Raw genomic sequence first — 23,575 nt, 5'->3', positions numbered from 1 at the left:
ATGAGCAAATGCATTCGCCCCCACAATCGCCTTGTTTGCTTGAACTTGCAAGCCTGTAATGTTAGTTACAAGTTTTGATGCACGCATTATATATTCGCTTTTAACATCAATGTGGAAAGGCAGAATATCATTACGAGTTTTGATTGCCATCACAACTTCTTCAAGGGAGGTATTGCCGGCTCTTTCACCAATTCCATTTATGGTGCATTCTATTTGACGAACGCCCGCCTGAGCCGCTGAAAGTGCATTTGCAACCGCCAAGCCTAAATCATTTTGTCCGTGAAATGAGAGTATAGCTTTATCAATATTTGGAACTTTATTTCTAATTGTCGTAAAAATTTGGAATATTTCAGACGGGATAGAATAACCCACCGTATCTGGAACATTTATTGTAGTTGCACCTGCCTTAATAGCAGTTTCTATAGCTTTGCAGAGGTAATCTAAATCGCTTCTGGTGGCATCCATCGCACTCCACTCAACATTATCAGTATAATTGCGAGCAAAACCAACGGTTTTATCAATAATCTCTAAAACTTCTTCACGAGTTTTTTTGAATTGATATTTTAAGTGAATATCACTGGTTGAAATAAATGTATGAATACGAGGGTTTTTAGCAGGTTTAACAGCCTCACCAGCGGCAGTAATATCTTTTTCAATCGCTCTTGCAAGTGAACATATCGAAGCATTTTTTGCCCTTTTTGCGATCTCATTTATCGCTTGAAAATCTCCTTTAGAAGAAATTGCAAAACCAGCTTCAATAACATCAACTTGCATTTCATCAAGCACATCTGCAATCATAATTTTTTCGGCAACATTCATCGTTGCCCCCGGAGATTGCTCACCATCACGAAGTGTTGTATCAAATATAATTATTTTATCTTTTTTAGTGTTCATTTTTTATAGTATTTATTTTACTTAATTGTTCTCAATTATCACCCCGCACTAGTTGCGGGGTTAACTATAAAGCACGCTTAAGGCATAGTGTTTAAGCACTTTCAACAATTAACCCCGCAACTAGTGCGGGGTGACAAAACTAGAAACAAATTAAAACATAAATTTTAATAATTCTAAAGTCTAATATCACAAATTTCTTGGGATTTCAAAAGTAAATTTATTTTGATTATTTTCTGACTCCGCAGTTATAAAACCATTATGAAGCTCAACAATCCTTTTTGTAAGATATAAGCCGATGCCATTATTGGAGATTGAATCGCTGTGGGCCCTATAAAATTGGTCAAAAATTAGGGGTAAATCATCTTTTGAAATAGGGTTGCCGTTATCTATAATTTCAAACCTGATAAAATTATTATTATTTGAAACTAAAAAATCCACCTTGCCTTTATTATCATTTTTGGCTGACGCACTGCTGATTGCTTGGTTTATAAGGGTTTTAATTGCTTGGAAAATTCTATCTTTGTCACCAGTAATTGCGATATTTTCACTTGGAATTTTGTAGGAAAGCTTAACTTTTTTTCGCTCGGCTTCATTTTCTAAATTCGGCAGAGTTTTAACCATCTCCTCTTTAATTGAAAATGGCTCTCTTGAAATATTAACAAAGCCTGCATCTATAGAAGAAACCTCGATAATATTATCAATTAAATTTTTTAGTTTTACTGAGGAATCAAAAATAGATTTCAAATAATCTTTAGTTTTTACACCAATTTTTTCAAAATATTCCATCATTAAAATTTCAGTAAAACCCATTATAGAAGTAAGAGGGGAGCGAAGTTCATAAGAAACATTGCTCAAGAAATTTGTTTTTATTTTATCAGCTTCCTCATAGGCTTTTTTCTCTGCTCTAAGAGATTTTTCAACATTTTCTTTATCGGTAATATCAAAGTAAGTTATAAGCGTTCCGCCATTTGGAAGGGGTGTGATGCGTTGCAATAAAACTACGCCATCAGTGCGAATAATTTTATTTTCGGAGATTTCTCTTTTTTGAAGTTTTTCAATGGAATTATCAACAAATTCTTCCCAATTATTGAAGCTGTATAAATATTTTTCTTCTGCAAGTAATTCTTTGATATGAGGCTCAGAGTGGAGCAGGGAAGGGGAATGCCCCCAAATCTCGCTATAAGATGGGTTGAAAAGTTTTAACCTGCCATCTTCACCAAATACGGCAACGGCTTCGTTGAGGTTATCCAGCGTTTGCTTCTGCACTGAAACAAGAGTGTTATATTCACTTTCTAAGCGGAATTCCTCAGTTACATTTTCATAATAAAACAGCAAACCACGCTGTTGATAAGGGATTATAACAACTTTATAAACTGAGTTATCAGGCAGATAATAATAATCTTCTTTTTTAGAAAAAAGATTATTAAACATTGCGTCATTTTCTTTTTTGAAATTAACGAAATCAATTTGTTCTGGGAGCTTTCTTTTCTCGCGAAGAACATCTAAAATTTCAGAATAAGTGGGAGATTTTTTAAGCCAATCTGCGTCTAATTTCCACATATTCACAAACGCTTGATTGAAATATTCAAGCCTTTTATTTGTGCCATAAATCGCAATCGCATTGTTCAAACTTTCAACCAGCCTATTTTGAAGCTCATTACTGAATTTTAGCCTTTCCCTAGTTGCTTGAAGCTCGTGAAGGTTAAGTGCGAAGCCGATTGTGCCAGTTTTTGCGTTAAAGCCATAAGATTTATCAGAAACCGGAATTTCAACAATTTGGCAAAGCGTGCTTGTTCCTGAGATAACAACAAATTGTTCAGTAACTTGGGTTTGTCCAGTTTTTATAGCTTTAGAAGCTACATTATGAGAGTTTTTATATAATTCCAAATCACCGGTTTCTAAAATTCTTTCTCTAATTTCGCCGGTAATCTCACAATACTTTGAGTTGCAATATACTATTTTTAGATTTTTATCTCTCTGCCAAATTGGAAAGTTAATTTCATCTAGTAAATCAGCAAAAGTTTTTAATTCTGTTTGAAAAGTATTTTTTAGTTTATGAAATCTTTTGGCTTCTTTGCTTATTTCTTGAAACAAATTTTTATATTTTTCCGCCAAGTAAGATTGCCAAACTGCATAGAAAGAAAGTAATATAAAAAATAGTAAAACCCCAGAAAATGTTATAATTTCAAAGGTTTCAAATTGCCTGATAAAATTTCCTATAGCTTCAAACACAATTTTTTCTGCAAGGTTAAAAAATATTTTTTTAATCTACAAAGAAAAAATAAATAATGCATTAATAAAAAATTCTAGCCACCTGCTTTTTCGCTAAAAAATTGCATTTTGCCTTTTTTGCCTTTCCAGCTATCTGCGTCAGAGGGTGCTGATTTTGATTCCGCAATATTTGGCCACATTGCTGAATATTTTCGGTTGAATTCTACCCATTTTACCACTTCGTCTGATTCGGGCTTGATAGCTTCCGCTGGGCATTCAGGTTCACAAACGCCACAATCAATACATTCATCAGGGTTGATAACTAACATATTTTCACCCTCATAAAAGCAATCAACAGGGCAGACATCAACACAATCTGTATATTTGCATCTTATGCAATCATCTGTAACTACATATGTCATAGTTGAGAATTTGGGTTTATAGGAATTTTAATTAGAGTTTTATAACAAAAAATCAAGATTCAAAAAATTTAGAAACCTACTTCAAAAATGAAATTAGTTTTGAGATGTGATTAATTTCAAAAATTTCTAGTTTAGTTTGTTTTTCTTTTGAATCTGGCAGGTAGGCATGATTGAAGCCGAGTTTTTCTGCTTCTTTTAAGCGAGCTTGCGTTCTTGCGACAGGCCTAACCTCTCCTGAAAGCCCAACTTCTCCAAAGAAAACTGCATCATTTTTAATCGGCACATCATTTACCGCTGAAATTATCGCGGCACAAACGGCCAAATCTATTGCTGGCTCAGAAATTTTTATGCCACCCGCTATATTAAGATAAATCTCTTTATCAAATAATTTTATACCGCATCTGGTTTGTAACACGGCGATAATCATTGCTAGGCGGTTAGAATCCCAGCCAACTACTGCCCTTCTTGGTGATGCCATAAAAGAGGGTGCTATTAATGCTTGAACTTCCACCAAAAGAGGGCGTGAGCCTTCCATTCCAGCAAAAATTACGGAGCCAGAAACATTTTCCTGCTTGCCTGAAATAAATAATTCTGAGGGGTTTGTAACTTGCTTCAAGCCTTGCTCGTTCATCTCAAAAACGCCGATTTCTCCAGCAGGACCAAAGCGATTTTTAACCGCCCGAACTACCCTAAAATTATAGCCTTTCTCGCCCTCAAAATAGAGAACGCAATCTACCATATGCTCTAAAACTCTAGGGCCGGCAATCTGACCATCTTTAGTAACATGCCCAACTAAAATAAGGGCAATATCCAGTTTTTTGCAAGAGGAGATTAATTCGTGGGCTGAAAAACGAACCTGAGTAACCGTTCCGGGGGCTGATTCAACAGCTGGTAGAAACATCGTTTGAATAGAATCAATAATCACAACATCGGGTTTTTGTTTTTTAAGCGTTGAGAGGATTTCATTAACATTTGTTGCATTGGCGATTTTCACATTTGATTTTTCAAGCCCAAGCCTTTTCGCACGGAGTGATACTTGGGAAGTTGATTCCTCACCGGTTATATACACAACCTGCTTGCCAGAATTACTAATCAGTGATGCAGTTTGCAAAAGAAGGGTTGATTTACCAATCCCCGGTTCACCGCCAAGTAAAATTGCTGAGCCTTCCACTAAGCCACCGCCTAGAACTCTATCAAATTCCTCAATTCCAGAGGTTAAGCGATTTTTGATTTCAGTTTCTTCTGAGAGGGAGAAAAATTCTATTTCGCTGGTTTTACCATCTGATTTTTTGGATTTTTTTAGCAGGGCAGGGTTGCTTGCGGCAAAGCTACTTGTTTCTTCAACTATCGTGTTCCACTCCCCGCAGGCTTCGCACTTTCCAGACCATTTATGGCTAACCGCACCGCAATTTGTACATACATATGTTGAGTTGTTTTTCATAATTTAATGATTTGTATCACCTGCTACAATCGCACCGAGAGGCCTTCCACCAAGTAGATGAACATGAAAATGAAAAACAGATTGAGATGCATTTTTGCCGTGATTAAATAAAGTTCGGAAGCCATTTTCAATCAGATTATTTTGCTCCGCAATTTTTTGAACAGATTTGAAAAATCCTGAGATAAACTCAGGGCTTGCATTAAGAGCAAAATCATTAAAGGAAATAAACTCCCCCTTAGGCACAATTAAAATGTGAATAGGTGCAGAGGGTTGAATATCATTAAAGGCAATGCAAAACTCATCTTCATAAAGAATTTTAGTTGGAATTTCCTTTTTGATAATCTTGGCAAAAATATTATTTTGATCGTAGGTGATATTCATAAAATTCCAATTTTTATGGTTTTTGAAACACTAATAGTAAATTTTTTTAAGATGCAAGTGTTAGCATTTTACTAATTATTTTCATTTTAGAACTATTTAATTAGATTTGGAAGTGTTCTAACCAAAAATATTTTTATGAACAAAGTTTTTTTAATATTGGCTATAGTTTATGCGGTTTCAATTTATTCTTACAATAAAGATGAAAATATTAGCTATGACAATACAAAATTAAGTGTTAATTTGAGATAAAAAAAGCCCAGAAAACTGGGCTTATATAAATTGATTTTATTATTGAATATTATCTATCATCATCAGAAGGGTTTTCTTCACCTGTTTCAGAATCATGAAAGCCTGCATCTTCAAGGTTTTCCTCATCTTCGCTAACATATGAATCACCAGATTCTTCAATTGCAGCTTTAATATCAGCTTCTTCATCTTCAATTGAAATTGCAAGTTCGTTAGAGTTTGCAGGTGCAACAAAAGCTTCACTTCTAATTCTTTCTTTTTGAAGCGAATTAACAACACCAACACGAAGGCTATCAATAGTTACATTGCCCTCAGCTATTTCACGAAGGGAAATAACGGTATCTTTTTCGCCCTTTCTTTCAATAGTCAATTCAGCACCAGCAGAAATTTCTTTAGCTCTTTGAGCTGCAAGAGCCACTAGTTCAAATCTATCATCAACTTTTTCTAAACAATCTTCAATAGTTACACGAGCCATAAATAAAGGGGTTGGGGGTTGTTTGGGTGTTGGGTCTTGGGTGTTGGGCCTTGGGTTGTTTTAGGGTTATTAAAACCCAACTCCTAACTACCAACTCCCAATCCCCAGAACCTAATTACTTTTTCTTTTTAGTTTTTGTATCTCCTTCTTCAGCTACTTCTGCAGCTGATTTCAAAGCTTTGCCTAATATACCACCGAGAGCCGCACCAGAATCAGCAGAGCCGTATTTCTCTATAGCTTTTTTCTCTTCATCTACTTCATAAGCCTTGATTGAAAGTTTGATTTCTTTCTTAGCTTTATCAAGAGATGTAACTTTAGCATCAACTCTGTCTCCTGCGGAAAATCTTTCTGGTCTGCATTCAACTTTGTCTTTAGAAAGGTCATTCCTTTTAATTTGAGTAGTAACACCTTCGGTTACTGAAACCGTTACGCCATCTTCATTAGAAGAAATAACCGTGAAAGTATAAACACCACCTTTCTCATATTGGTCAAAAGCTGATGCAAGTGGATCTCCAGTTAAATGTTTAACACTCAGACCAATTTTTTCTTTAGATGGATCTAAATCAATAATGGTAGCTTGGATTTTTTGACCTTTAGCATATTTTTTGATAGCTTCTTCAGGCGTTTCTGTCCAAGATAAATCATTAGCGTGGATTAAACCATCAGCTTCATTTGTATCTTCAAAGCCAACGAAAATTCCAAAATCAGTTATTGATTTAATAGTGCCTTCAACAATATCACCTTTTTTGTGAGTTTGTGCAAATTGCGACCAAGGATTATCAATACATTGCTTAATTCCAAGCGAGAGCCTTTGTTTATCTGGTTCAATCGCAAGAATCATTACATCAACAACATCACCTTTTTTGTAAATTTGCGATGGAGTAACATTTTTCTTGCTCCAGCTCATTTCTGAGATGTGAACAAGGCCTTCAATACCAGAGCCTAACTCAACAAATACGCCGTAATCAGTGATATTTGTAATTGTGCCTTTGTGCCTTGTGCCTTCAGCAAATTTACCATCAGAATTATCCCAAGGGTTAGATTTAAGCTGTTTAAGACCAAGTGAAATCCTCTTGTTGTTTTGATCAAATTTAATAACTTTAAGGGAGATTTTTTCACCTACTTTAAGAACTTCAGAAGGGTGGTTAATTCTGCTCCAAGAAATATCTGTAACGTGAAGAAGGCCATCAACAACGCCTAAATCAATGAATGCACCATAATCAGTGATATTTTTAACGATACCTTCAACAACATCACCTTCTTTAATATTATCAAGAACTTTTGATCTCTCCTCAGTGAGGGATTCTTCCATAATAGCACGACGAGAAACGATAATATTTCCGCGAACTCTATCCATTTTTAGAACCTGGAATGGCTGAACAATATTCATCAAAGGTGTAACATCTTTAATTGGGCGAACATCAACCTGTGAACCCGGCAAGAATGCTAAACAGCCACCTAAATCAACAACAAAGCCACCTTTAACACGAGATGTCATAACGCCATCAACATTTTCAGCTTTAGCCATTGCTTTTTCAAGCCTGCTCCAAGTTTCTTCCTGAACTGCTTTAGATCTAGAAAGAACGATTTCTTGATAATAATTTTCAAGCCTTTCAACGAAAACAGTAACAGAATCACCGATTTCAACATTATCCCTTTCAGAATCAGGGAAATCTCTAACTAATACTCTACCTTCTGTTTTGAAGCCAATATCAACAAGCACTGCTTCATCATCTTTTGCAACAACTATACCTTTAACGGTGCTGCCTTCTTCTAATTTTTCTATTGAGTTTACATCAAATAATTGAGAGAAATTCTCACTGGTTTGATAATCAGATTCAAACTGATATGCTGCTCTAGGTTTACCCATTTTAATCTCCTTAATTGGAAAACTTTATATAAATCATCGTGTTAATGCAAATATATAAAGTATTAATCCGCTTACACTGCGGGGTTGGTTGATAAAAATTTTTAGCTTTTGGGTGTAAATATTTGTGTAAATAAAAACTAAAAACCGCCCTGAAATAATATGAATTAAATAAAAGCTCAGGGCTTATATAGGTTTTTTTGAGGTATTTCAAGAATTATTTACAAACTAAATTGCTCGCCAAGATATACTTCTTTTACCGCTTGGGAATTGACAATTTTATCAGGTGTGCCTTCTTCTAAAACAACTCCGTCGTGGATAATGTAAGCCCTATCAACAATTCCGAGGGTTTCCCTAACATTATGATCTGTAATTAAAACGCCGATTCCTCTATCTTTTAGTTTTGCAATCAGATTTCTAACTTCTGCAACTGCGATAGGATCAATACCTGCAAGTGGCTCATCAAGCAGCATAAAGAGGGGGTCGCTTGCTAATGCCCTTGCGATTTCTGCGCGCCTTCTTTCGCCACCTGAAAGTGAAATTCCGAGTGACTTTCTAATGTGATTGATTGAGAAATCTGCTAGTAACTCTTCAAGTTTTGCAATTCTATTAGAGGCGATAGGCTCAGTAATTTCAAGGATAGACATAATATTTTGCTCAACTGATAAACCCCTGAAAATCGAGGCCTCTTGTGGTAAATATCCCAAGCCCATTCTTGCACGCTGATACATTGGCAGGTAAGTTACATCTTTACCACGCAGAATTATGTTGCCATAATCAGGTTTAATAAGCCCCATTACCATATAAAATGTAGTGGTTTTACCCGCACCATTTGGGCCTAAAATGCCAATTGCCTCGCCAGATTTCAAAGAAAAGCTTATATCACGAACAACAGGTTTTTCGCCGTAAGTTTTACCAAGATTTTTTGCCTCTAGGCCAAAATTATCATCGTGAAGATGCTTTGTAATAGGTCTTCTAGCCATTTACAGAGTTGAATTAATTATGAATATTGAGGGCTACAATATAAATTTAGAACTATCAAGAAATTGTTGGTAAAAATTAAAAAAAATGGAAATTATTTTTCAGATCTATTCATCGCTTTGATAAATTCAATAATATTTTTCCTTTTTTCTATATCTTTAATTTTGAAGAATTCTCTTAATAGAGTAGTAGTTTCTTTAGAGTTTATAAAACTCTGCACCTCAGAAGCATTTTTTTGAAAATTATCTTCTTTATTATCTTCGGCGAGAGCAAACTTTTTATTAGAGGAATCTTGGTTGTATGAATAATCACCAAACTCATTATAAAATGTGTTCACATCAACGCCAAGAATTTCTGCGAAATCATGAAGTCTGCCAGCGGAAATTCTATTCACGCCCTTTTCATATTTTTGAACTTGCTGAAAAGTAATTCCAGCTTCATTTGCAAGTACACTTTGGCTAATGCCTTTAATGTTGCGAAGCTGCCTCAGTTTGCTGCCAATTACGGCATCTTTTTCTTTCTTTTTAGTAACCATAGGTTGTGTTTAATGTAAGATTTTCAACCTCAAATTGTCTCAAAATAGAACAACTTTTTAATGTATAGAAATAAATTTATTAGTTTCAAGAACAATTTTCAAAAGTGGAGTTATTTTAATTTTTAGAAGATATCTGGTTGGAGATTTTATTAAATACATCTTGAATGGAAAGCTCTGAAGTATCTATAGTTTCTGCATCTTTGGCTTGTTTTAGTGGTGCGGAAACCCTTGCTTTATCACGCTCATCACGGCGTTTGATATCATCATAAACTTGGTTATAAGTAATATTCGGGTTGGATTTCAGTTGCTCAAAACGCCTTTTTGCTCTAGTTTCTAGGCTTGCAGTGATAAAGAATTTATAATCAGCGTTTGGGCAGATTATAGTTCCTATGTCTCTGCCATCTAAGACTGCACCTTTTGGAGAATTCGCAATCCTACGCTGAAAATCAATTAGATTTCTTCTCACCTCTAAATTTTCAGAAACTATTGAAGCGAAATTACCAACAATTTCTGTTTCAATAATTGGTGATTTTATAAAGCTAGAATCTAAATTTTTAGAAATTTTTACCGCTTCATCTTTAAGAATTTCAGGGCTTACTTGTAATGAATTATCAATCTCTGAGTAACCTAAACTAATTAGAGATTGCAAAGCAACCGCTCTATATAGTTTGCCTGTATCAAGATATTCTAGGTTAAATTTTTCAGCTAGCATTCTTGCTATTGTGCCTTTTCCACTACCAGCAGGGCCATCTATTGCGATAATCATAAATAAAAATTTTTATAAACTTTACTTTTTAACTTTTATAAATGCAAAATGCTATAATAAATTTTATAGAAACCTTTTATGCGGAAAATCTTATTATTTTTTACTCTTGTTATTCTTATTCCATTTTTAAGTAAAGCTGCGGGCTTAAGGGAAAATTTATTTTTTGAAAATAAAGTTTCGGTTTTAATACCAAATGACTTTTATGAGGCTGATATTAAATCAGTTGCAGAGAGATTTCCAGATGAAGCGAACCGCCCACAAATTGTTTTAACTGATGCTGATGGCGTTGCTTTAGTTTCAATGAGTTTAGTTAAAAATGTTGGTGATAGACAGACTATCATTCATTTTTTTAGGGATATTAAAGAAAATTTAAGGGCAAGTTACCCAGAGCATCGCATAATTACAAGTGATGTTATAAGGGGCAGAACCCTTGCTTTTGTTGAGGTTTTAATTCCAAATCAGCAAGGTGAAATGATGTATAATGTTATGGCTTTTAGATATATTGGTGATAGTTTTTTCTCTTTTAACTTTTCCTGCCCTAAAGATGATATGCAAAAATATCAAGATAATTTCAGAGAAGTTGCAAAATCTATTAAGGAAGTTAGGAAAAACTAAAACCTGCTTCTTAAGCCCATCATATAATTTCTGCCCATAAGGGGTGCAGAATCTTTGATGAAGGAATTGTGAACTCTAGCCTCTTCATCAAGAATATTATTAGCTTGCAGATAAATTGAGGGCTCAATTTTGCTTTCAGGGTTCAAATTAAACTCAGATAAATTATAATCTAGAGCTAAATTTAGCATATTATAGCCATCAGTTTTTGTTTCATTGGCAGCTATTTCATCTTGTTCAAAAACATAAAAGTTTTGCACGCTCGCAATTAAAGATTTGTTAGTGTAAGCAAGTCCAGCACCAACCCTCATAGGTGAAATTCTTGGCAGGTTTTGTCCTGTTCTAGTATTTTCCGCTTGCACATAATCAAAGCTCGCATTTGAATCTAGCTTATTATTACCTTCATTAATTAGATTGTAATTTGAAGCCAACTCAAAGCCAAAAAACTCTGCAGGAACACCAGTGAAATTGAATATTTCATAACCACTTCCACCATCTACAACGCCGGTCGGATTAAGGAAAATGTAGTTTTGAAAACGATTATAGAATAAATTTAACTCACCAGTTAATTCGCCTACTTCTTTTTTGAAAGATAAATCCGCACCGAATGAACGCTGAATATCAAGATTAGCATCACCAACTTCAAAAGTGCTAGTTGCACCATGAGGGCCATTTGCGTAGAGTTCAGTTTGGTTTGGAGCTCTTTCCGTATAGCTTAAATTAAAGTTTGAAGTATATACATCATCAATAAAATATTTAATTCCAGTTGAGCCACTAAAAGTTAAATCATTTCTATCTTGTGGGTTGCCGAATGTTGCACCGCCTTCAGATTCTGCTTGCTGATAATCAGCCCTGCCACCAAACATTAGGGAGTATCTATCAAAAGGTAATTCTTCATAAATAAAAGCAGAATTTGTTAGTGTTTTAGTAAGCGGAACGAATGGATCTTCCCCAACGGCTGAGGCATTAATTAAGGTGCTTTGTAAGCCAACTGCACCTTGAAAGCCATTTATAGGGTTGTGAGTTAATTCAATTCTTCCATCAAAGCCATTATTTTTGAATGAAGTTTCAGGAGTATTTCCTTCAAACTCAGTGTGATTATAATCAGTAAAGCCAATTTTATATGTAAGTTTTTTAATAGTATCATTTACTTTTTCATTACCGCCTGAAACATCAAATCTGCGAGATTTCATTTGAATATTTTCACCTTCTTCAGGTTCAACTGGAATGCCATAATTATTATTTAATGCAGAGTATGAAACACCTAAAAAGCCATCATCATAAACTTTTGAAATACCGAAAGTTCCATTTACTGAATCAGTTTGAGAGTTTAATAATTTATTACTTACTTCATCAGCTAGTGGGTCAGCAATTCTAAGTGCTTCGCTTCTAGCAAAGCCATTAATATCATAATTATCAGTATCTCTTGCAACGCCAGAAAAATAATAATTTAAGCCAGAATTTGCCTCGCCACCTTTAAGTTTTATGCCGGCGGTTCTCTCTCTATCACCAGTGTTATATCTAGTGTTGAATTCACCTGAAACTAACTCGGTTTGTTGTTCTTCAATAATTCTGCTATCTAAAATATTTACTACGCCACCAATAGCCTTTGAGCCATAAAATAAAGCTTGAGGCCCTCTAATAATTTCAATTTTTTCTGCTGAAAATGGGTCTATAGAAATATTGTGATCAGGTGATGCAGCAGAAGCATCAATCACTGAAATACTATTTTGTAAAATTGCGATATTATCGCCATCTAAACCTCGAATAATAGGCCTGCTTGCACCTGCACCATAAAAACTTGAATGAACACCAAGCTCTTGCTTTAATGTTTCACCAAGTGTAATTGAATTTTTTCTATTGAGTTCCTCATTTTTAAGAACCTTAGCTGGCCTTGCAAATTCCTTAGAGTTTTTCTCTAGAGGGTTAGCCGAAACTACAACCTCATCTAAGTTTGCAGATTGTGCGACAGCATAGTTTGAAGTTAGTGAAAATGATAATAAGATTGCAAAAAAGAATAGATTACTTTTGTTAAACATTTTTCTATGGCTTGTGTTATGTTATAACATAACTAATTAGAAAATTTTATAAATCAAGAGTTAAATATTTTTACATATTTTTTCTACTGCTAATGCGGAGGCATCTTGGAAGGGGAGGAAAACCTCATCTGCACCCTTAAATTTAAGAATTGGTTTTTCTTCAATATATTGCGTAGAGATAGCAATTTTGCCTTTGAATTTATTTCTTTTTAATGCATCAAGCAATATAAAGCGACAATCTTCATTGGCAATTCCTAAGTCAATTTTAGGGATTGAGCAAATAACCCATTTTGTTTCATCTAGAGGAAGATGAGAGATAAATTCTTGATCAGATGCATCGCCGTATAGTGCTTGAAAGCCTTTTCTTCGCCATTTTTTTACTTCAGATGGGTTAAAATCAATGATTAATAATTTACACTTCTTTTTAAGTTTTTCAGCAATTGCACTACCAAATCTGCCAGCACCAAATAAGATAACATCATATGAATCTTTGATTTTATGTAATTCATTTTCATTTTTATTTTTTATATCTTTTTCAAAAATTCCAAGATAAGGCTCAAAAATTCCATATAAATTATGCGAGTAATTTATGAAATAAACTGAGAGAGAAATTGTAATAAGGCCAATTAAAGTCAATAATGCGAGAGATTCTTTATCAATATGACCAAGTGAAACGCCCATCGCCATAAAGATAAGTGAAAACTCGCTTATTTGTGCAATTGATGTTCCAACTAAAAAGCTAGTTCTTTTTCTGTAGCCCATCAAAGCCATGATAATCAACATTATCAAAGGTTTTAATAGCAGGACAAAAACAGAATAGATTGAAGCAATAATTATTTTTTCTGAGATTAAATTAATATCTAATTTTGAGCCTAAAGTTATAAAAAAGAATAATAATAAAAAATCCCTAAGAGATGAAAGCCTTGCAATTATTGCTTCTCTTATGGGTGTTGATGCAAGTGAAATGCCAGCAAGTAAGCCCCCTAATTCCTTACTAAAGCCAATTAAACTACCAATAGTTGCAAGTAAAACCGCCCAAGTTATCGCAAAAATAACCAGTAATTCTGTTGAATGGGCGATTTTATTAATTAATTTATTGGCAAAAAATTTTACGAATAAAAATATAAAAACTAAAAATCCTGCTCCTCCACCAAAAACTTGGAGTATCTTTTGTATTGAAGCTATTTTACTTTCTTGAGTGGTTGAAATTTCATCAAAGGTTAGCGTTGAAAGAATCATCATTGCAACAACAACTATAATATCCTGCACAATAAGGAAGCCTATGGCAATTCTTCCATGAAGCGAATCAACCTCTTTTTTATCAGAGAGTAATTTTACAATAATAATTGTGCTTGAAAAAGTTATTGCAAAAGAAATATAAAAATTTGTAAAATTATCCAACCCTATCAAATATCCAAGCGAAAAACTTATTAAAGCTGTAAAGAAAACTTGCCCAACGCCAGTTGCAATCGCAACTTTACCAAGCGAATTTACAAGATTTACATCTAGTTTTAACCCAACTAAAAATAGCAATATTGCAATTCCAATTTCAGCAAGAAGTTCAATATTATCATAAGATTGCATAATATTTAGCACTGAAGGCCCAGAAATTACACCAACAATTATAAAGCTAACAATCATCGGTTGACGGAATAAAAGCCCAATATAACCAATCAACGCTGAAAGCGTTAATAATGAAGCAAATTCATAAAAAGGTGATTGATGTATGAAATCTAAAATTTGCATTAGGTTGTAATAATATATTTTGGCTGTATTAAAAATCAGGCTAAAATTTTTCTTAGTAAAATGCAAAATAAAAATACTAAATATCTAGTTCTTGCTTTGTTTTCTTGTTTGATATGGGCAGGGAGTTTTGTAATTGCAAGGGGGGTGCATAATTTTATCCCTCCAATTACCCTTGCATTTTGGCGTTGGATAGTTGCTTTTGTAGTTATGCTTGCAATAAGTTATAAAAAAATTTCTTCACAAATTCAGATAATTAAAAAAAATTGGAAATACATTTTTCTGATGGGTTTTTTTGCGGTAGGCGTTTTTAACACAATAGTTTATATTTCAGCACATTACACAACAGCACATCACATATCATTGATTTCTTCAATCTCACCAATTGGAACGCTTGTGATAGCAGGTATTCTAGGTTTTGAAGCTCTTACAAAAAATAAAATTATCGGTGCCATAATAGCTTTTACTGGTGCAATAATAGTGATTTCGCATGGTAGTTTTGAATTTCTAATGAAATTAAAATGGAATTTAGGCGATTTAATGCTCATAAGCTCCGCACTTATCTGGGCTAGCTGGAGTGCTATGTTGCACTATAAACCAAAGGATTTAGATGCAAAAGTTTTTCTCACTCTGCAAATTTTTGTTGGATTAATATTTTTATTTCCTCTTTATATATGGGAGTATTTAAGTGTGGCAGAAACACCTTTTACTTTTGATGCGTGGAGTGTTTATATTTACCTAGGCGTTGGTTCTTCCTGCCTTGCGTGGCTTGCGTGGCAGGAATCCACAAAGAGGGTAGGGGCAGTGCAAACCAGTTTGATATATTACACAATGCCAGTTTTTACAAGCATTTTAGCGGTTATAACGCTTTCTGAACCATTAAAATTATATCACTTTTTAGGTTTTACATTTATCTTAGTAGGGATATTAGTTTCAATTAGGAAATCAAAATCCTAATTCAATTTATAATTCACTCCGAAGAAAATACTTCTACCTTCTGCAGTGGTAAAAATTGCCTGATTTGTTGATGTTGGAGAAGTTATCGCACCACTTGTAGCAATATAGTTTTTGTTAAGCAAATTTCTTGCATCTGCAAAAATTTCTATATTTTTATCAATCTCATAACCAGCAGTTAGGTTCGCAACGAAATAATTATCTGTATATAATGTATTAGCGTAATCCGCAGGGAAGCCCTCAATAGTATATTCCACATTCGGTGCAATATAATATCCACACCCAGTATCATATCTTGCTTCAAACATAACAAAATCGCTAGGAATACCGGGTATAAAATTATTATTCCATTGCCTGTCATTATCAAATCTAAAATTATTATGAAGATAATTTAACCTTGTAGATATTTTATCATTTTCCCTGAAAAAATTATCCGCAAGGACTGCAGATAAAGCAAGTTCAACGCCTTCGTGGATAGTATCATCAGCATTTAGAACCGCAGATGTAGTAGGGCTTGTAGCGTAAGTCATTAGTTCATCTCTCACTTTGCTATAATACCAGCTTGCGTCCCAGTTTATATTCTGAAAATTTCCACGAGAGCCAAACTCCAGAGTTCTTGATCGTTGAGCTTCAATATTCGCAAGGCCTGAAACGCCGGGCAAACTCTGAGTTAACTCACCAAATGTAGGTGGCTCATAAGCAGCCGAGTAGTTTGTAAATAAAGAAACTGACTGGTTTAATTGATATAAAAAGCCAATTTTAGGGCTGAAACCTCTGTAGAATTTATCAGAGCTTCTAACTCCATCAGAAACAAAAAAATCGCCAAGTTCTCTCTTGGCAAAAATTGCTTGCGAGCCTAAAATAAAATCTAAATCTTCCTTAACTGAAAGCCTATTTTCAAAAAATAAATCTAGGTTTTTAGCTTTTTGCAAGCCGTCATCAGTTCTTGCTTGTGAAACGCCATTTAGGTTTACAAATCTTTTTGCTATTGTTCTGCCACTTAAAATATTTGTGCCAAAAGTTGTTTCATTATTAAGGCCTAAGATTTTATAATCAATATTGCTATCTGCAAAAGCTCCATAATCATTGGTTTGCTGATCAATAACTTGAAATATCGGGTGATATAAATCTTTTTGATTAGTAAAAACGCCACCATTAATCTCTAAATTATCTTTCTTAAAAGAAGTTTTATTTACTAATCTATGCAGAAAGTAATCCCTTGCTTGATTGCCCGAAAGTGCTAATGCATTAGCTCTTTCAGGAGTTGCTTCAGCTTGCAATTTTGTTAAATTACCCGGGATTTGCTGATTTATATTTGCGAAAGTATAATAAAAGCGAGTTGATAAATTCTCATCAAATTTATAACCAATATTTGAAAAAACTCTTGTGTTATTATGGCGAGAATTATCTCTATTACCCCTTGAGAAAAAATTTGAAGCAGAGGCAAAATAATCATAATCCCCAATCACATCACCTGATAAAACCCCAAGCCTTCTAGTATAAAAGCTTCCAAGCATTGCCTGAGAATTTAATTTATCAGCATTATAGCCAGTTGGCGTCACATAATTTATCGCACCACCAAGTGTATTCGCACCGAATTTTAATGCGTTAGCACCCCTATAAACTTCAATGTGAGAATATGAAAATGGATCAAACTCTTGAAAATCTGCTGCACCATCTGCAAGGTTTATAGGCACGCCATCTTGCAATAATTTTATTCCTCTCAAGTGAAAAGTTCTTGAAAGGCCAGCTCCCCTAATGCTAAGGCGAGATTCTTCACCATACCTAGTCTGTGCAAATACACCGGGGGTAAAGGCAAAAACATCTCTAAAATTTGCAGCTCGATTATTTTTAAGTTCCGACTTAGTAACCACAGAGGCTCCACCAGCGATTTTACTTAATTGATATTTAGATTCTTCTTCAGTAAATGAAGTGAGGGTTTTCTTATTTTTACTGCCTTTAACAATAATAGTATCAAGCGTAATATTGTTAGAAGCGAAGGAATTACTTGCATTTAGAAGCAAAATAGAAGTGGCAAAAATGCCAAAATAATTATTTTTCATAGGGTAAAATTTTTCTTAGTTTTGGTATAAAAAGTTTTGATTAACTAAAAAAAATAAGGCGGAGAACGACTAGAGAAATAACTATTATAAATGCTTTTAGAAAAATTTTCTTTAGGCAAAATTAAATAATTACTTAAAGATAAAATAAATTTTTCATTTGAAGCTGAAAAATAAAAATCATCATTCTTTTTGATTTTAGAAAGAGCAATATCAATATCTTTTGATAATTTATTTTTCTTTTCTTTACTTAGATTATTGAAGTTTGAGATGTAAAATTTATCTTTATTTTCTGAGGAGCAAATAACAATCTCATCACCAAAAATTTTGGTTAAAATTTTTGCTTCTATGTCAATATTAAATAATTTTACACCAGAAATAACAGAAGGCAGCGTGATATTAAGAATCAACGCTGAGATGAATAGTAATGTTATTAATTTATTAAAATTCATTAATTTGTAAGAATGTTTTTTTTAATTCTAGTAATACAAAAAAATTTCAAACTCAAATAAAATATGAAGTTTTTAATATTTCTACTTTTCGTTTATTTAATAAATGCAGAATTATCTATGGCTAAAGAAGAAAAAAATGTTTTAGGAAAAAAGCTTAAACTCTGCTCGGAATCTCCCCTGACTGGCTTTTATAGAGATGGATTTTGTAGAACTGGTAAAGAAGATTTAGGCAATCATATCGTTGCAGCTATAGTTACTGAGGAGTTTTTGAATTATACAAAAGCTATGGGTAATGATTTACAAACCCCAAGGCCGGAATATAATTTCCCTGGCTTAAAAGCTGGCGATAGATGGTGCCTGTGTGCTTTGAGATGGCTTGAAGCTTATGAGGCAGGATTTGCACCTCCTGTAATTTTAGAGGCAACTCATGAAAAAACCCTTAAATTTATAGATTTAGAAATTTTAGAAAAAAACTCAGCAAGATAGAATAATTTGAAAGTGGTGGGCAGTGAGGGGCTCGAACCCCCGACCTACTGGGTGTAAACCAGTTGCTCTACCAACTGAGCTAACTGCCCCCTTATTGAAACTACCGGCTTTTTAACAACAAATAAATATTTGTAAAGCCCATTTTGCATTTCTAAGAAAAAATTTATAAATCATCTGTTATTATTTACAAAAAAAATGCAGAAACAAAAAAAAGGCGATTTGAATAAATCGCCTTTCTAAAAAAAATATTTGTAAATAATTATTTATTTACAGTGTCTTTTAATTGCTTGCCTGGTCTGAATTTAGGCTGTTTAGAAGCAGCAATTTTAATTGGTTGACCAGTTCTTGGGTTACGACCAGTAGTTGCCTTTCTTTTTGCAACGTAGAAAGTTCCGAAGCCAACTAGTCTAACTTCATTACCTTTCTTAAGTGATGTTTGGATTGCTGCAAATACTGCATCAATATAACGAGTTGCATCAGCTTTAGTGCCTTTAGTTTGCGTCGCAACTGAATCAATTAATTGAGTTTTGTTCACGGGATTTCTCCATTGGTTGTTAATTAAAAAGTAATGTGCTAAATTATATTAACCTTGTATGATTAAGCAAATCTGCACTTTACAGGATTACATAAAAACATCTTTAACAAAAAAACAAGTAAAAAATTCAAAAAAATGAAAAAAAATTACTTGCTAAATTTTCTTTTATAGGTGCAGATTACTTAAGTGTTAGCGTTAAGTTATTATAAAATATAAATAATTCAAATTTTTATGGATAAAAAAATACTCATTGTGGAAGCAAGGTTTTATGCCGATTTGGCAGATGAATTATCACAAGGTGCAATAGAAATTTTAGAAAAAAATAATATTTCTTATGAAAAAATTTCAATTTCTGGAGCATTTGAAATTCCTGCGGCAATAAATTTTGCATCACAAAAAAATATTTATGATGGGTTTATAGCACTCGGTTGTGTTATAAGAGGTGAAACCACACATTATGACTATGTTTGCTTGGAAAGTGCTGGCGGCTTGAATAAATTGGCATTAGAAAAAAATTTATGTATAGGTTATGGTATTATAACTTGTGAAAATTTTTCTCAAGCTTGGGAGCGTGCAGATAGAAAAAAGAAAAACAAAGGAGCATTTGCAGCTAATGTTTGTTTAGAAATGATAGAATTAAAAAAGAAATTTTGTAATTAAAAAACTATGAGTAATCCAAAATCAAATTCTAGGCTTGCTGTTGTGCAAGCTTTGTATAGCCTTAACATTGATAGCTTTGATTCCTTTGAAAATAGAGAAGATATTTTATCTCATACTATTGCCGAAATAAAAGCAGATGGTTCAAAAGTAAAAAATAATTTCTGCAAACAAATTTTTAATTTTGCACTTGATGAAGAGGAGTCAATAAAGTTCATTATTGAAAAATATCTTGATAAAACCAAAAAGGTTGAAGAGCTTAACCCGCTTTTATATTCTTGCCTGCGTGGTGCTTTTGCTGAGCTTCTGTATGATAAAGAGACTTCACGAGCAATTATAATTAGTGAATATATAAAAATTACTGAAGATTTTTTTAGCAAAACTGAAGCTGGTTTCGTTAATGCAGTTTTAGATAGATTTGTAAAAGCACAATAAATTTCTTAGATATGTTTAATCATTTAATTACAATATCTAAATTCAATAAGATCTTTGATTTTATTATAAAGCCATTATCCTTTTTGACCTTTTTGGTTTTTATTTTTGGTTTAAGTTCAGCACTTGTTTTTTCTCCATCTGATTATCAGCAAGCGGAATTAGTTAGAATAATGTATATTCACGTTCCATCTGCTTGGTTTTCACTCTCAGCATACTTTTTATGTGCTTTATCAGGGCTTTCATATTTGGTTTGGAAAAACCCATTAAGTGCGATTTTTTTGAAATCTTTAATACCAATTGGAATTTCATTTAGCTTAATTTGTCTTATTACTGGTGCAATTTGGGGCAGGCCAACTTGGGGCGTTTACTGGGTTTGGGACGCAAGATTGACTTCGGTTTTAATTTTATTTTTTCTTTTTATTGGTTTGAGGTTACTTATAAATTCTTCAGATGATAAAGAAAAATCCTATAAAGCAACTTCCATTCTGGCTATTTTTGGAAGTGTGAATCTGCCGATAATAAAATTTTCAGTTGATTGGTGGAATACTTTGCATCAGCCCGCAAGCCTCTCTAAGTTTGAGAAACCTTCACTCCACCCAGAAATCTTAGAGCCACTTTTGCTTATGGCTAGTTTTTATTTATGCCTAATGCTTCTAATTTTTTTACTTAAAGTAAAATCGGAATTGAATTCTTTAGTAAAGAGGTAATTAAAATTAATTTTTTATTAACTTAAATCTGTTTTGTTTTTTACATGAAAAAATTTATAAATATATTATTTTTATTTATCTGTTTTAAGCCATTTATTTGCTTGTCATGCGTTATGTCTGAAAGTGCTAATAGAACATTGCATGAAGAAACATTTTCTAAATACGACAAAAACAGAGACGATCTTCTAGATAAAGTCGAATTTTATAACTTTCAAAAGACTTTTTATATGATTGAAGATGACTATTATATTGTCCAAAAATGGAGTGATATAAAAAAATCTAACAATAATTTTATAACAAGATTAGAGTTTTTAAACTCTAGAAGTGTTCATCTGAAAGGTTTAAGAGGTTGCGGGCTAAATTAATGTGCAAATTCAACGCAAGTTAAACCAATCATTTCACAGGAAACACCTTTGTTATTTTTATTTCGCATTTCTTGAGAAATTTCTAATGGGCGAGAGCATTTTTTGCAGATAATATGCCCCTCAACAGGTTTAAGAAATTCATCAACGGCAATTCTATCATCAAAAACAAAGCATTTGCCTTGCCATTTGTTATTTTTATTGTTGGTATCTTCTAAATATTGCAAAATTCCGCCATCAAGGTGATATACATTTTCAAACCCCATATTTTTAAGCAAAGAAGTTGATTTTTCGCACCTAATGCCACCAGTGCAGAACATTGCCACTTTTTTGTGTTTTTTTGGGTCAAGATTTTCTTCTACCCATTTTGGAAAACTTCTAAAATCTTCAGTTTTAGGGTCAATAGCATTTTCAAAAGTGCCGATTGCAATTTCATAACTATTTCTTGTATCCACCAACAAAACTTCAGGGTCAGAAATCAATTTATCCCACTCCTCGCCTCTAACATATTCACCGCGTTTGGAAATATCCAAATCTTCAATGCCCATTCGCACAATTTCTTTTTTAAGGCGAACCCTCATTCTATCAAATGGTTGGTGATCAGCAAAGCTAACTTTATATGGGATATTTTTGAAATATGTAATGCGGTTTAGATAATCCCAAAATTTTTCCATTACTTCTTTTGGTGCTGCAATTGTTGAGTTTATACCTTCGTGTGCAAGCAGAATTGTTCCTTTTAAGCCGATTGATTTACAAAAATCTCGCATTGGCTCTTGCAACTCTTCAAAGTTTGGAACATCAACAAACCTATAAAATGCACGAATTTCTATTGAGTCTTTATGTATTGTCATTTTTAATTTAGAATTTTGAGTTGTTTTCCAATAGCCAACAAAACAAAATATGGCTTGATAAAAATCAAGCAGCTTCTTTTTCAACCTCAAGGTGATTTGCTAATTCTTCTTCAAGATTAATATCTTTATTTTCAAGCTCACCAACGGCTGTGAGTTTTTGTAGCCTGCGATTTATTGCGTTTGTTCTAGTGCCAATTAGAACATCAAGCTCTTTACCGGCCTGATTAATTTTTTGTTTTGCTTTGTTGAGTAGATCAGAAAATTTAGTAAATTCTGATTTAACTTCGCCAAGAACTTTCCAGATTTCACCGGATCTTTTTTGGATTGCAAGAGTTTTGAAGCCCATCTGTAAGCTATTTAGTAATGCGCCTAGTGTAGTTGGTCCTGCGATAATAATTTTGTAATTTTTTTGGAGCTCTTCAATAAGGTAGCTATTCCTAGCAACTTCAGAATATAAGCCTTCAGTTGGTAAAAATAAAATTGCAAAATCTGTAGTAATAGGCGGATTTATGTATTTTTTACTAATATCTTTTGCAAAATTTTTAATGTCATTTTCCATCGCTTTCATAGCAATTTTTGCTTCTTCAATGTTGGAGGCCTCATAAGCACAAAGCACTCTATTATAAGATTCTAGCGGAAATTTTGAATCAACTGGCAGATAAACCGGCACTCCTTCATCATTTTTACCCGGTAATTTTATTGCATATTCAACCACGGCCAGAGAATTTTCAACCGGAGAGAAATCTTTAACATATTGATCAGGGCTTAAAACAGCATCAAGCAGAGAGTAAAGTTGGATTTCACCTAAAATTCCTCGAGGTTTAACATTGCTTAAAACCTTTTTCAAATCGCCAACGCCAATTGCTAAAGTTTGCATTTCACCAAGCCCTTTATGAACAATTTCAAGCCTTTCACTTACTAAATTAAATGATTTTGCAAGTCTATCTTCAAGAGTTTTCTGTAATTTTTCATCAACAATTTTCTGCATTTCATCTAGCTTTTTAGCATTCTCTTGTTGAATAAAATCTAAGCGATTTTGAATAAGCTCCTTAACTTTATCTAGTTGATCAGTAAGCCTTGTGGTTAAAATATTTATTCTTTCTTGATTGTTGTTTAGAGAATTACTAAGGCTTTCTGCGGTGTTTCTGTAAGAATTATTAATTTCTTCACGATTAAAATTTAGCGTATTTGATAGACCTTCTGAGATATTTTTTAGAGAATTTCCAAGCTCTTCTCTATTTTGGCGAAGGTTAAAAGAATTTTCTTCACGAAAATTTTTTATTTCTGAATTTATTAGACCCCTTATTTCTGGCACTAAGGATTGGTTGAGTTGTTCAATTATAGTAACTTGGTTGTTTTTTATTTTTTGAAAGAAATAAAAAGCAATAAAAATTGAAAAAAGGCTTAAAAACAAGCAGGCAGAAATGATAACAAAATTTTCCATATTGAGTAAATTAAATTTA

At 33.4% G+C, this 23,575-nt stretch carries 23 protein-coding genes and 1 tRNA gene; 6 read left to right on the top strand and 18 right to left on the bottom strand.

Annotated elements, in window-relative coordinates; translation table 11 throughout:
* The 10 genes from SFT90_07715 to cmk all read right to left on the bottom strand — a co-directional run.
* Positions 1 to 894 (bottom strand): 2-isopropylmalate synthase (locus SFT90_07715; protein MDX1950362.1); only part of this gene is annotated, 894 nt, incomplete at its 3' end.
* Positions 895 to 1,080: 186 nt separating this feature from the next.
* Positions 1,081 to 3,126 carry a PAS-domain containing protein gene (locus SFT90_07710; GenBank protein ID MDX1950361.1) on the bottom strand — a complete coding sequence of 682 codons (2,046 nt, stop codon included), beginning with the start codon at positions 3,124 to 3,126 and terminating at the stop codon, positions 1,081 to 1,083.
* A 74-nt stretch (positions 3,127 to 3,200) separates the two neighbouring features.
* On the bottom strand, positions 3,201 to 3,527 hold the full coding sequence (locus tag SFT90_07705; protein MDX1950360.1) for a ferredoxin family protein: 327 nt from the start codon (positions 3,525 to 3,527) through the stop codon (positions 3,201 to 3,203).
* A gap of 76 nt (positions 3,528 to 3,603) precedes the next feature.
* Positions 3,604 to 4,968, bottom strand: coding sequence for a DNA repair protein RadA (gene radA / locus SFT90_07700; protein MDX1950359.1), 1,365 nt, complete (start codon positions 4,966 to 4,968; stop codon positions 3,604 to 3,606).
* A gap of 3 nt (positions 4,969 to 4,971) precedes the next feature.
* A complete protein-coding gene (locus SFT90_07695; protein MDX1950358.1) occupies positions 4,972 to 5,349 on the bottom strand; it encodes an HIT domain-containing protein in 378 nt (125 codons plus the stop codon).
* A 298-nt stretch (positions 5,350 to 5,647) separates the two neighbouring features.
* Positions 5,648 to 6,070: a DNA-directed RNA polymerase subunit omega gene (rpoZ, locus tag SFT90_07690; GenBank protein MDX1950357.1), complete on the bottom strand. Its 423-nt coding sequence runs from the start codon at positions 6,068 to 6,070 to the stop codon at positions 5,648 to 5,650.
* 115 nt (positions 6,071 to 6,185) lie between these two features.
* Positions 6,186 to 7,940 carry a 30S ribosomal protein S1 gene (locus SFT90_07685; protein MDX1950356.1) on the bottom strand — a complete coding sequence of 585 codons (1,755 nt, stop codon included), beginning with the start codon at positions 7,938 to 7,940 and terminating at the stop codon, positions 6,186 to 6,188.
* Positions 7,941 to 8,158: 218 nt separating this feature from the next.
* Entirely contained in the window at positions 8,159 to 8,920 is a 762-nt protein-coding gene (gene lptB / locus SFT90_07680) for an LPS export ABC transporter ATP-binding protein (GenBank protein MDX1950355.1), read from the bottom strand.
* A gap of 92 nt (positions 8,921 to 9,012) precedes the next feature.
* On the bottom strand, positions 9,013 to 9,453 hold the full coding sequence (locus tag SFT90_07675) for a helix-turn-helix transcriptional regulator (GenBank protein MDX1950354.1): 441 nt from the start codon (positions 9,451 to 9,453) through the stop codon (positions 9,013 to 9,015).
* Between the two features lie 115 nt (positions 9,454 to 9,568).
* Positions 9,569 to 10,219, bottom strand: coding sequence for a (d)CMP kinase (cmk, locus tag SFT90_07670; protein MDX1950353.1), 651 nt, complete (start codon positions 10,217 to 10,219; stop codon positions 9,569 to 9,571).
* A 78-nt stretch (positions 10,220 to 10,297) separates the two neighbouring features.
* On the opposite strand from cmk, the gene SFT90_07665 reads away from it, so the two are divergent.
* Complete coding sequence (locus tag SFT90_07665) at positions 10,298 to 10,834, top strand: hypothetical protein (protein MDX1950352.1); 537 nt, start codon at positions 10,298 to 10,300, stop codon at positions 10,832 to 10,834.
* On the opposite strand, the gene SFT90_07660 is transcribed toward SFT90_07665, so the two are convergent.
* Both SFT90_07660 and SFT90_07655 read right to left on the bottom strand, forming a co-directional pair.
* The gene (locus SFT90_07660; protein ID MDX1950351.1) at positions 10,831 to 12,870 is read right to left on the bottom strand and encodes a TonB-dependent receptor; all 2,040 of its coding nucleotides are present in this window, start codon (positions 12,868 to 12,870) and stop codon (positions 10,831 to 10,833) included. The genes SFT90_07665 and SFT90_07660 overlap by 4 nt on opposite strands.
* Before the next feature lie 60 nt (positions 12,871 to 12,930).
* A complete protein-coding gene (locus SFT90_07655) occupies positions 12,931 to 14,616 on the bottom strand; it encodes a cation:proton antiporter (GenBank protein MDX1950350.1) in 1,686 nt (561 codons plus the stop codon).
* Between the two features lie 60 nt (positions 14,617 to 14,676).
* Here SFT90_07655 and SFT90_07650 point away from each other — a divergent pair, with 60 nt between their 5' ends.
* A complete protein-coding gene (locus SFT90_07650) occupies positions 14,677 to 15,570 on the top strand; it encodes a DMT family transporter (GenBank protein ID MDX1950349.1) in 894 nt (297 codons plus the stop codon).
* Here SFT90_07650 and SFT90_07645 read toward each other — a convergent pair.
* Both SFT90_07645 and SFT90_07640 read right to left on the bottom strand, forming a co-directional pair.
* Positions 15,567 to 17,630, bottom strand: a complete 2,064-nt coding sequence (locus SFT90_07645; protein MDX1950348.1) for a TonB-dependent receptor — start codon at positions 17,628 to 17,630, stop codon at positions 15,567 to 15,569. The two genes, SFT90_07650 and SFT90_07645, sit on opposite strands and share 4 nt — an antisense overlap.
* A gap of 44 nt (positions 17,631 to 17,674) precedes the next feature.
* Positions 17,675 to 18,079: a hypothetical protein gene (locus tag SFT90_07640; protein ID MDX1950347.1), complete on the bottom strand. Its 405-nt coding sequence runs from the start codon at positions 18,077 to 18,079 to the stop codon at positions 17,675 to 17,677.
* Between the two features lie 117 nt (positions 18,080 to 18,196).
* Here SFT90_07640 and SFT90_07635 point away from each other — a divergent pair, with 117 nt between their 5' ends.
* A complete protein-coding gene (locus SFT90_07635; GenBank protein ID MDX1950346.1) occupies positions 18,197 to 18,565 on the top strand; it encodes a DUF2237 domain-containing protein in 369 nt (122 codons plus the stop codon).
* A gap of 13 nt (positions 18,566 to 18,578) precedes the next feature.
* Here SFT90_07635 and SFT90_07630 read toward each other — a convergent pair.
* Both SFT90_07630 and SFT90_07625 read right to left on the bottom strand, forming a co-directional pair.
* Positions 18,579 to 18,654, bottom strand: a tRNA-Val gene (locus tag SFT90_07630).
* A 170-nt stretch (positions 18,655 to 18,824) separates the two neighbouring features.
* Complete coding sequence (locus SFT90_07625; protein MDX1950345.1) at positions 18,825 to 19,100, bottom strand: HU family DNA-binding protein; 276 nt, start codon at positions 19,098 to 19,100, stop codon at positions 18,825 to 18,827.
* Positions 19,101 to 19,331: 231 nt separating this feature from the next.
* Here SFT90_07625 and ribH point away from each other — a divergent pair, with 231 nt between their 5' ends.
* The 3 genes from ribH to ccmC are packed head-to-tail and all read left to right on the top strand — an operon-like array spanning position 19,332 to position 20,899.
* Entirely contained in the window at positions 19,332 to 19,760 is a 429-nt protein-coding gene (ribH, locus tag SFT90_07620; GenBank protein ID MDX1950344.1) for a 6,7-dimethyl-8-ribityllumazine synthase, read from the top strand.
* A 6-nt stretch (positions 19,761 to 19,766) separates the two neighbouring features.
* Entirely contained in the window at positions 19,767 to 20,192 is a 426-nt protein-coding gene (locus tag SFT90_07615) for a transcription antitermination protein NusB (GenBank protein MDX1950343.1), read from the top strand.
* Between the two features lie 11 nt (positions 20,193 to 20,203).
* Positions 20,204 to 20,899 carry a heme ABC transporter permease CcmC gene (gene ccmC, locus SFT90_07610; protein ID MDX1950342.1) on the top strand — a complete coding sequence of 232 codons (696 nt, stop codon included), beginning with the start codon at positions 20,204 to 20,206 and terminating at the stop codon, positions 20,897 to 20,899.
* A gap of 361 nt (positions 20,900 to 21,260) precedes the next feature.
* Here ccmC and SFT90_07605 read toward each other — a convergent pair whose 3' ends face one another.
* Positions 21,261 to 22,112: a rhodanese-related sulfurtransferase gene (locus tag SFT90_07605; GenBank protein ID MDX1950341.1), complete on the bottom strand. Its 852-nt coding sequence runs from the start codon at positions 22,110 to 22,112 to the stop codon at positions 21,261 to 21,263.
* Positions 22,113 to 22,176: 64 nt separating this feature from the next.
* Positions 22,177 to 23,575: DNA recombination protein RmuC (gene rmuC / locus SFT90_07600; GenBank protein ID MDX1950340.1), on the bottom strand; the 1,399-nt coding region annotated here is incomplete at its 5' end.

Source organism: Rickettsiales bacterium, assembly GCA_033762595.1.
Classification (GTDB): domain Bacteria; phylum Pseudomonadota; class Alphaproteobacteria; order Rickettsiales; family UBA8987; genus JANPLD01.
Note: the sequence above shows the minus strand (reverse complement) of the source record. Positions and strands in the feature narration are given on the sequence as shown.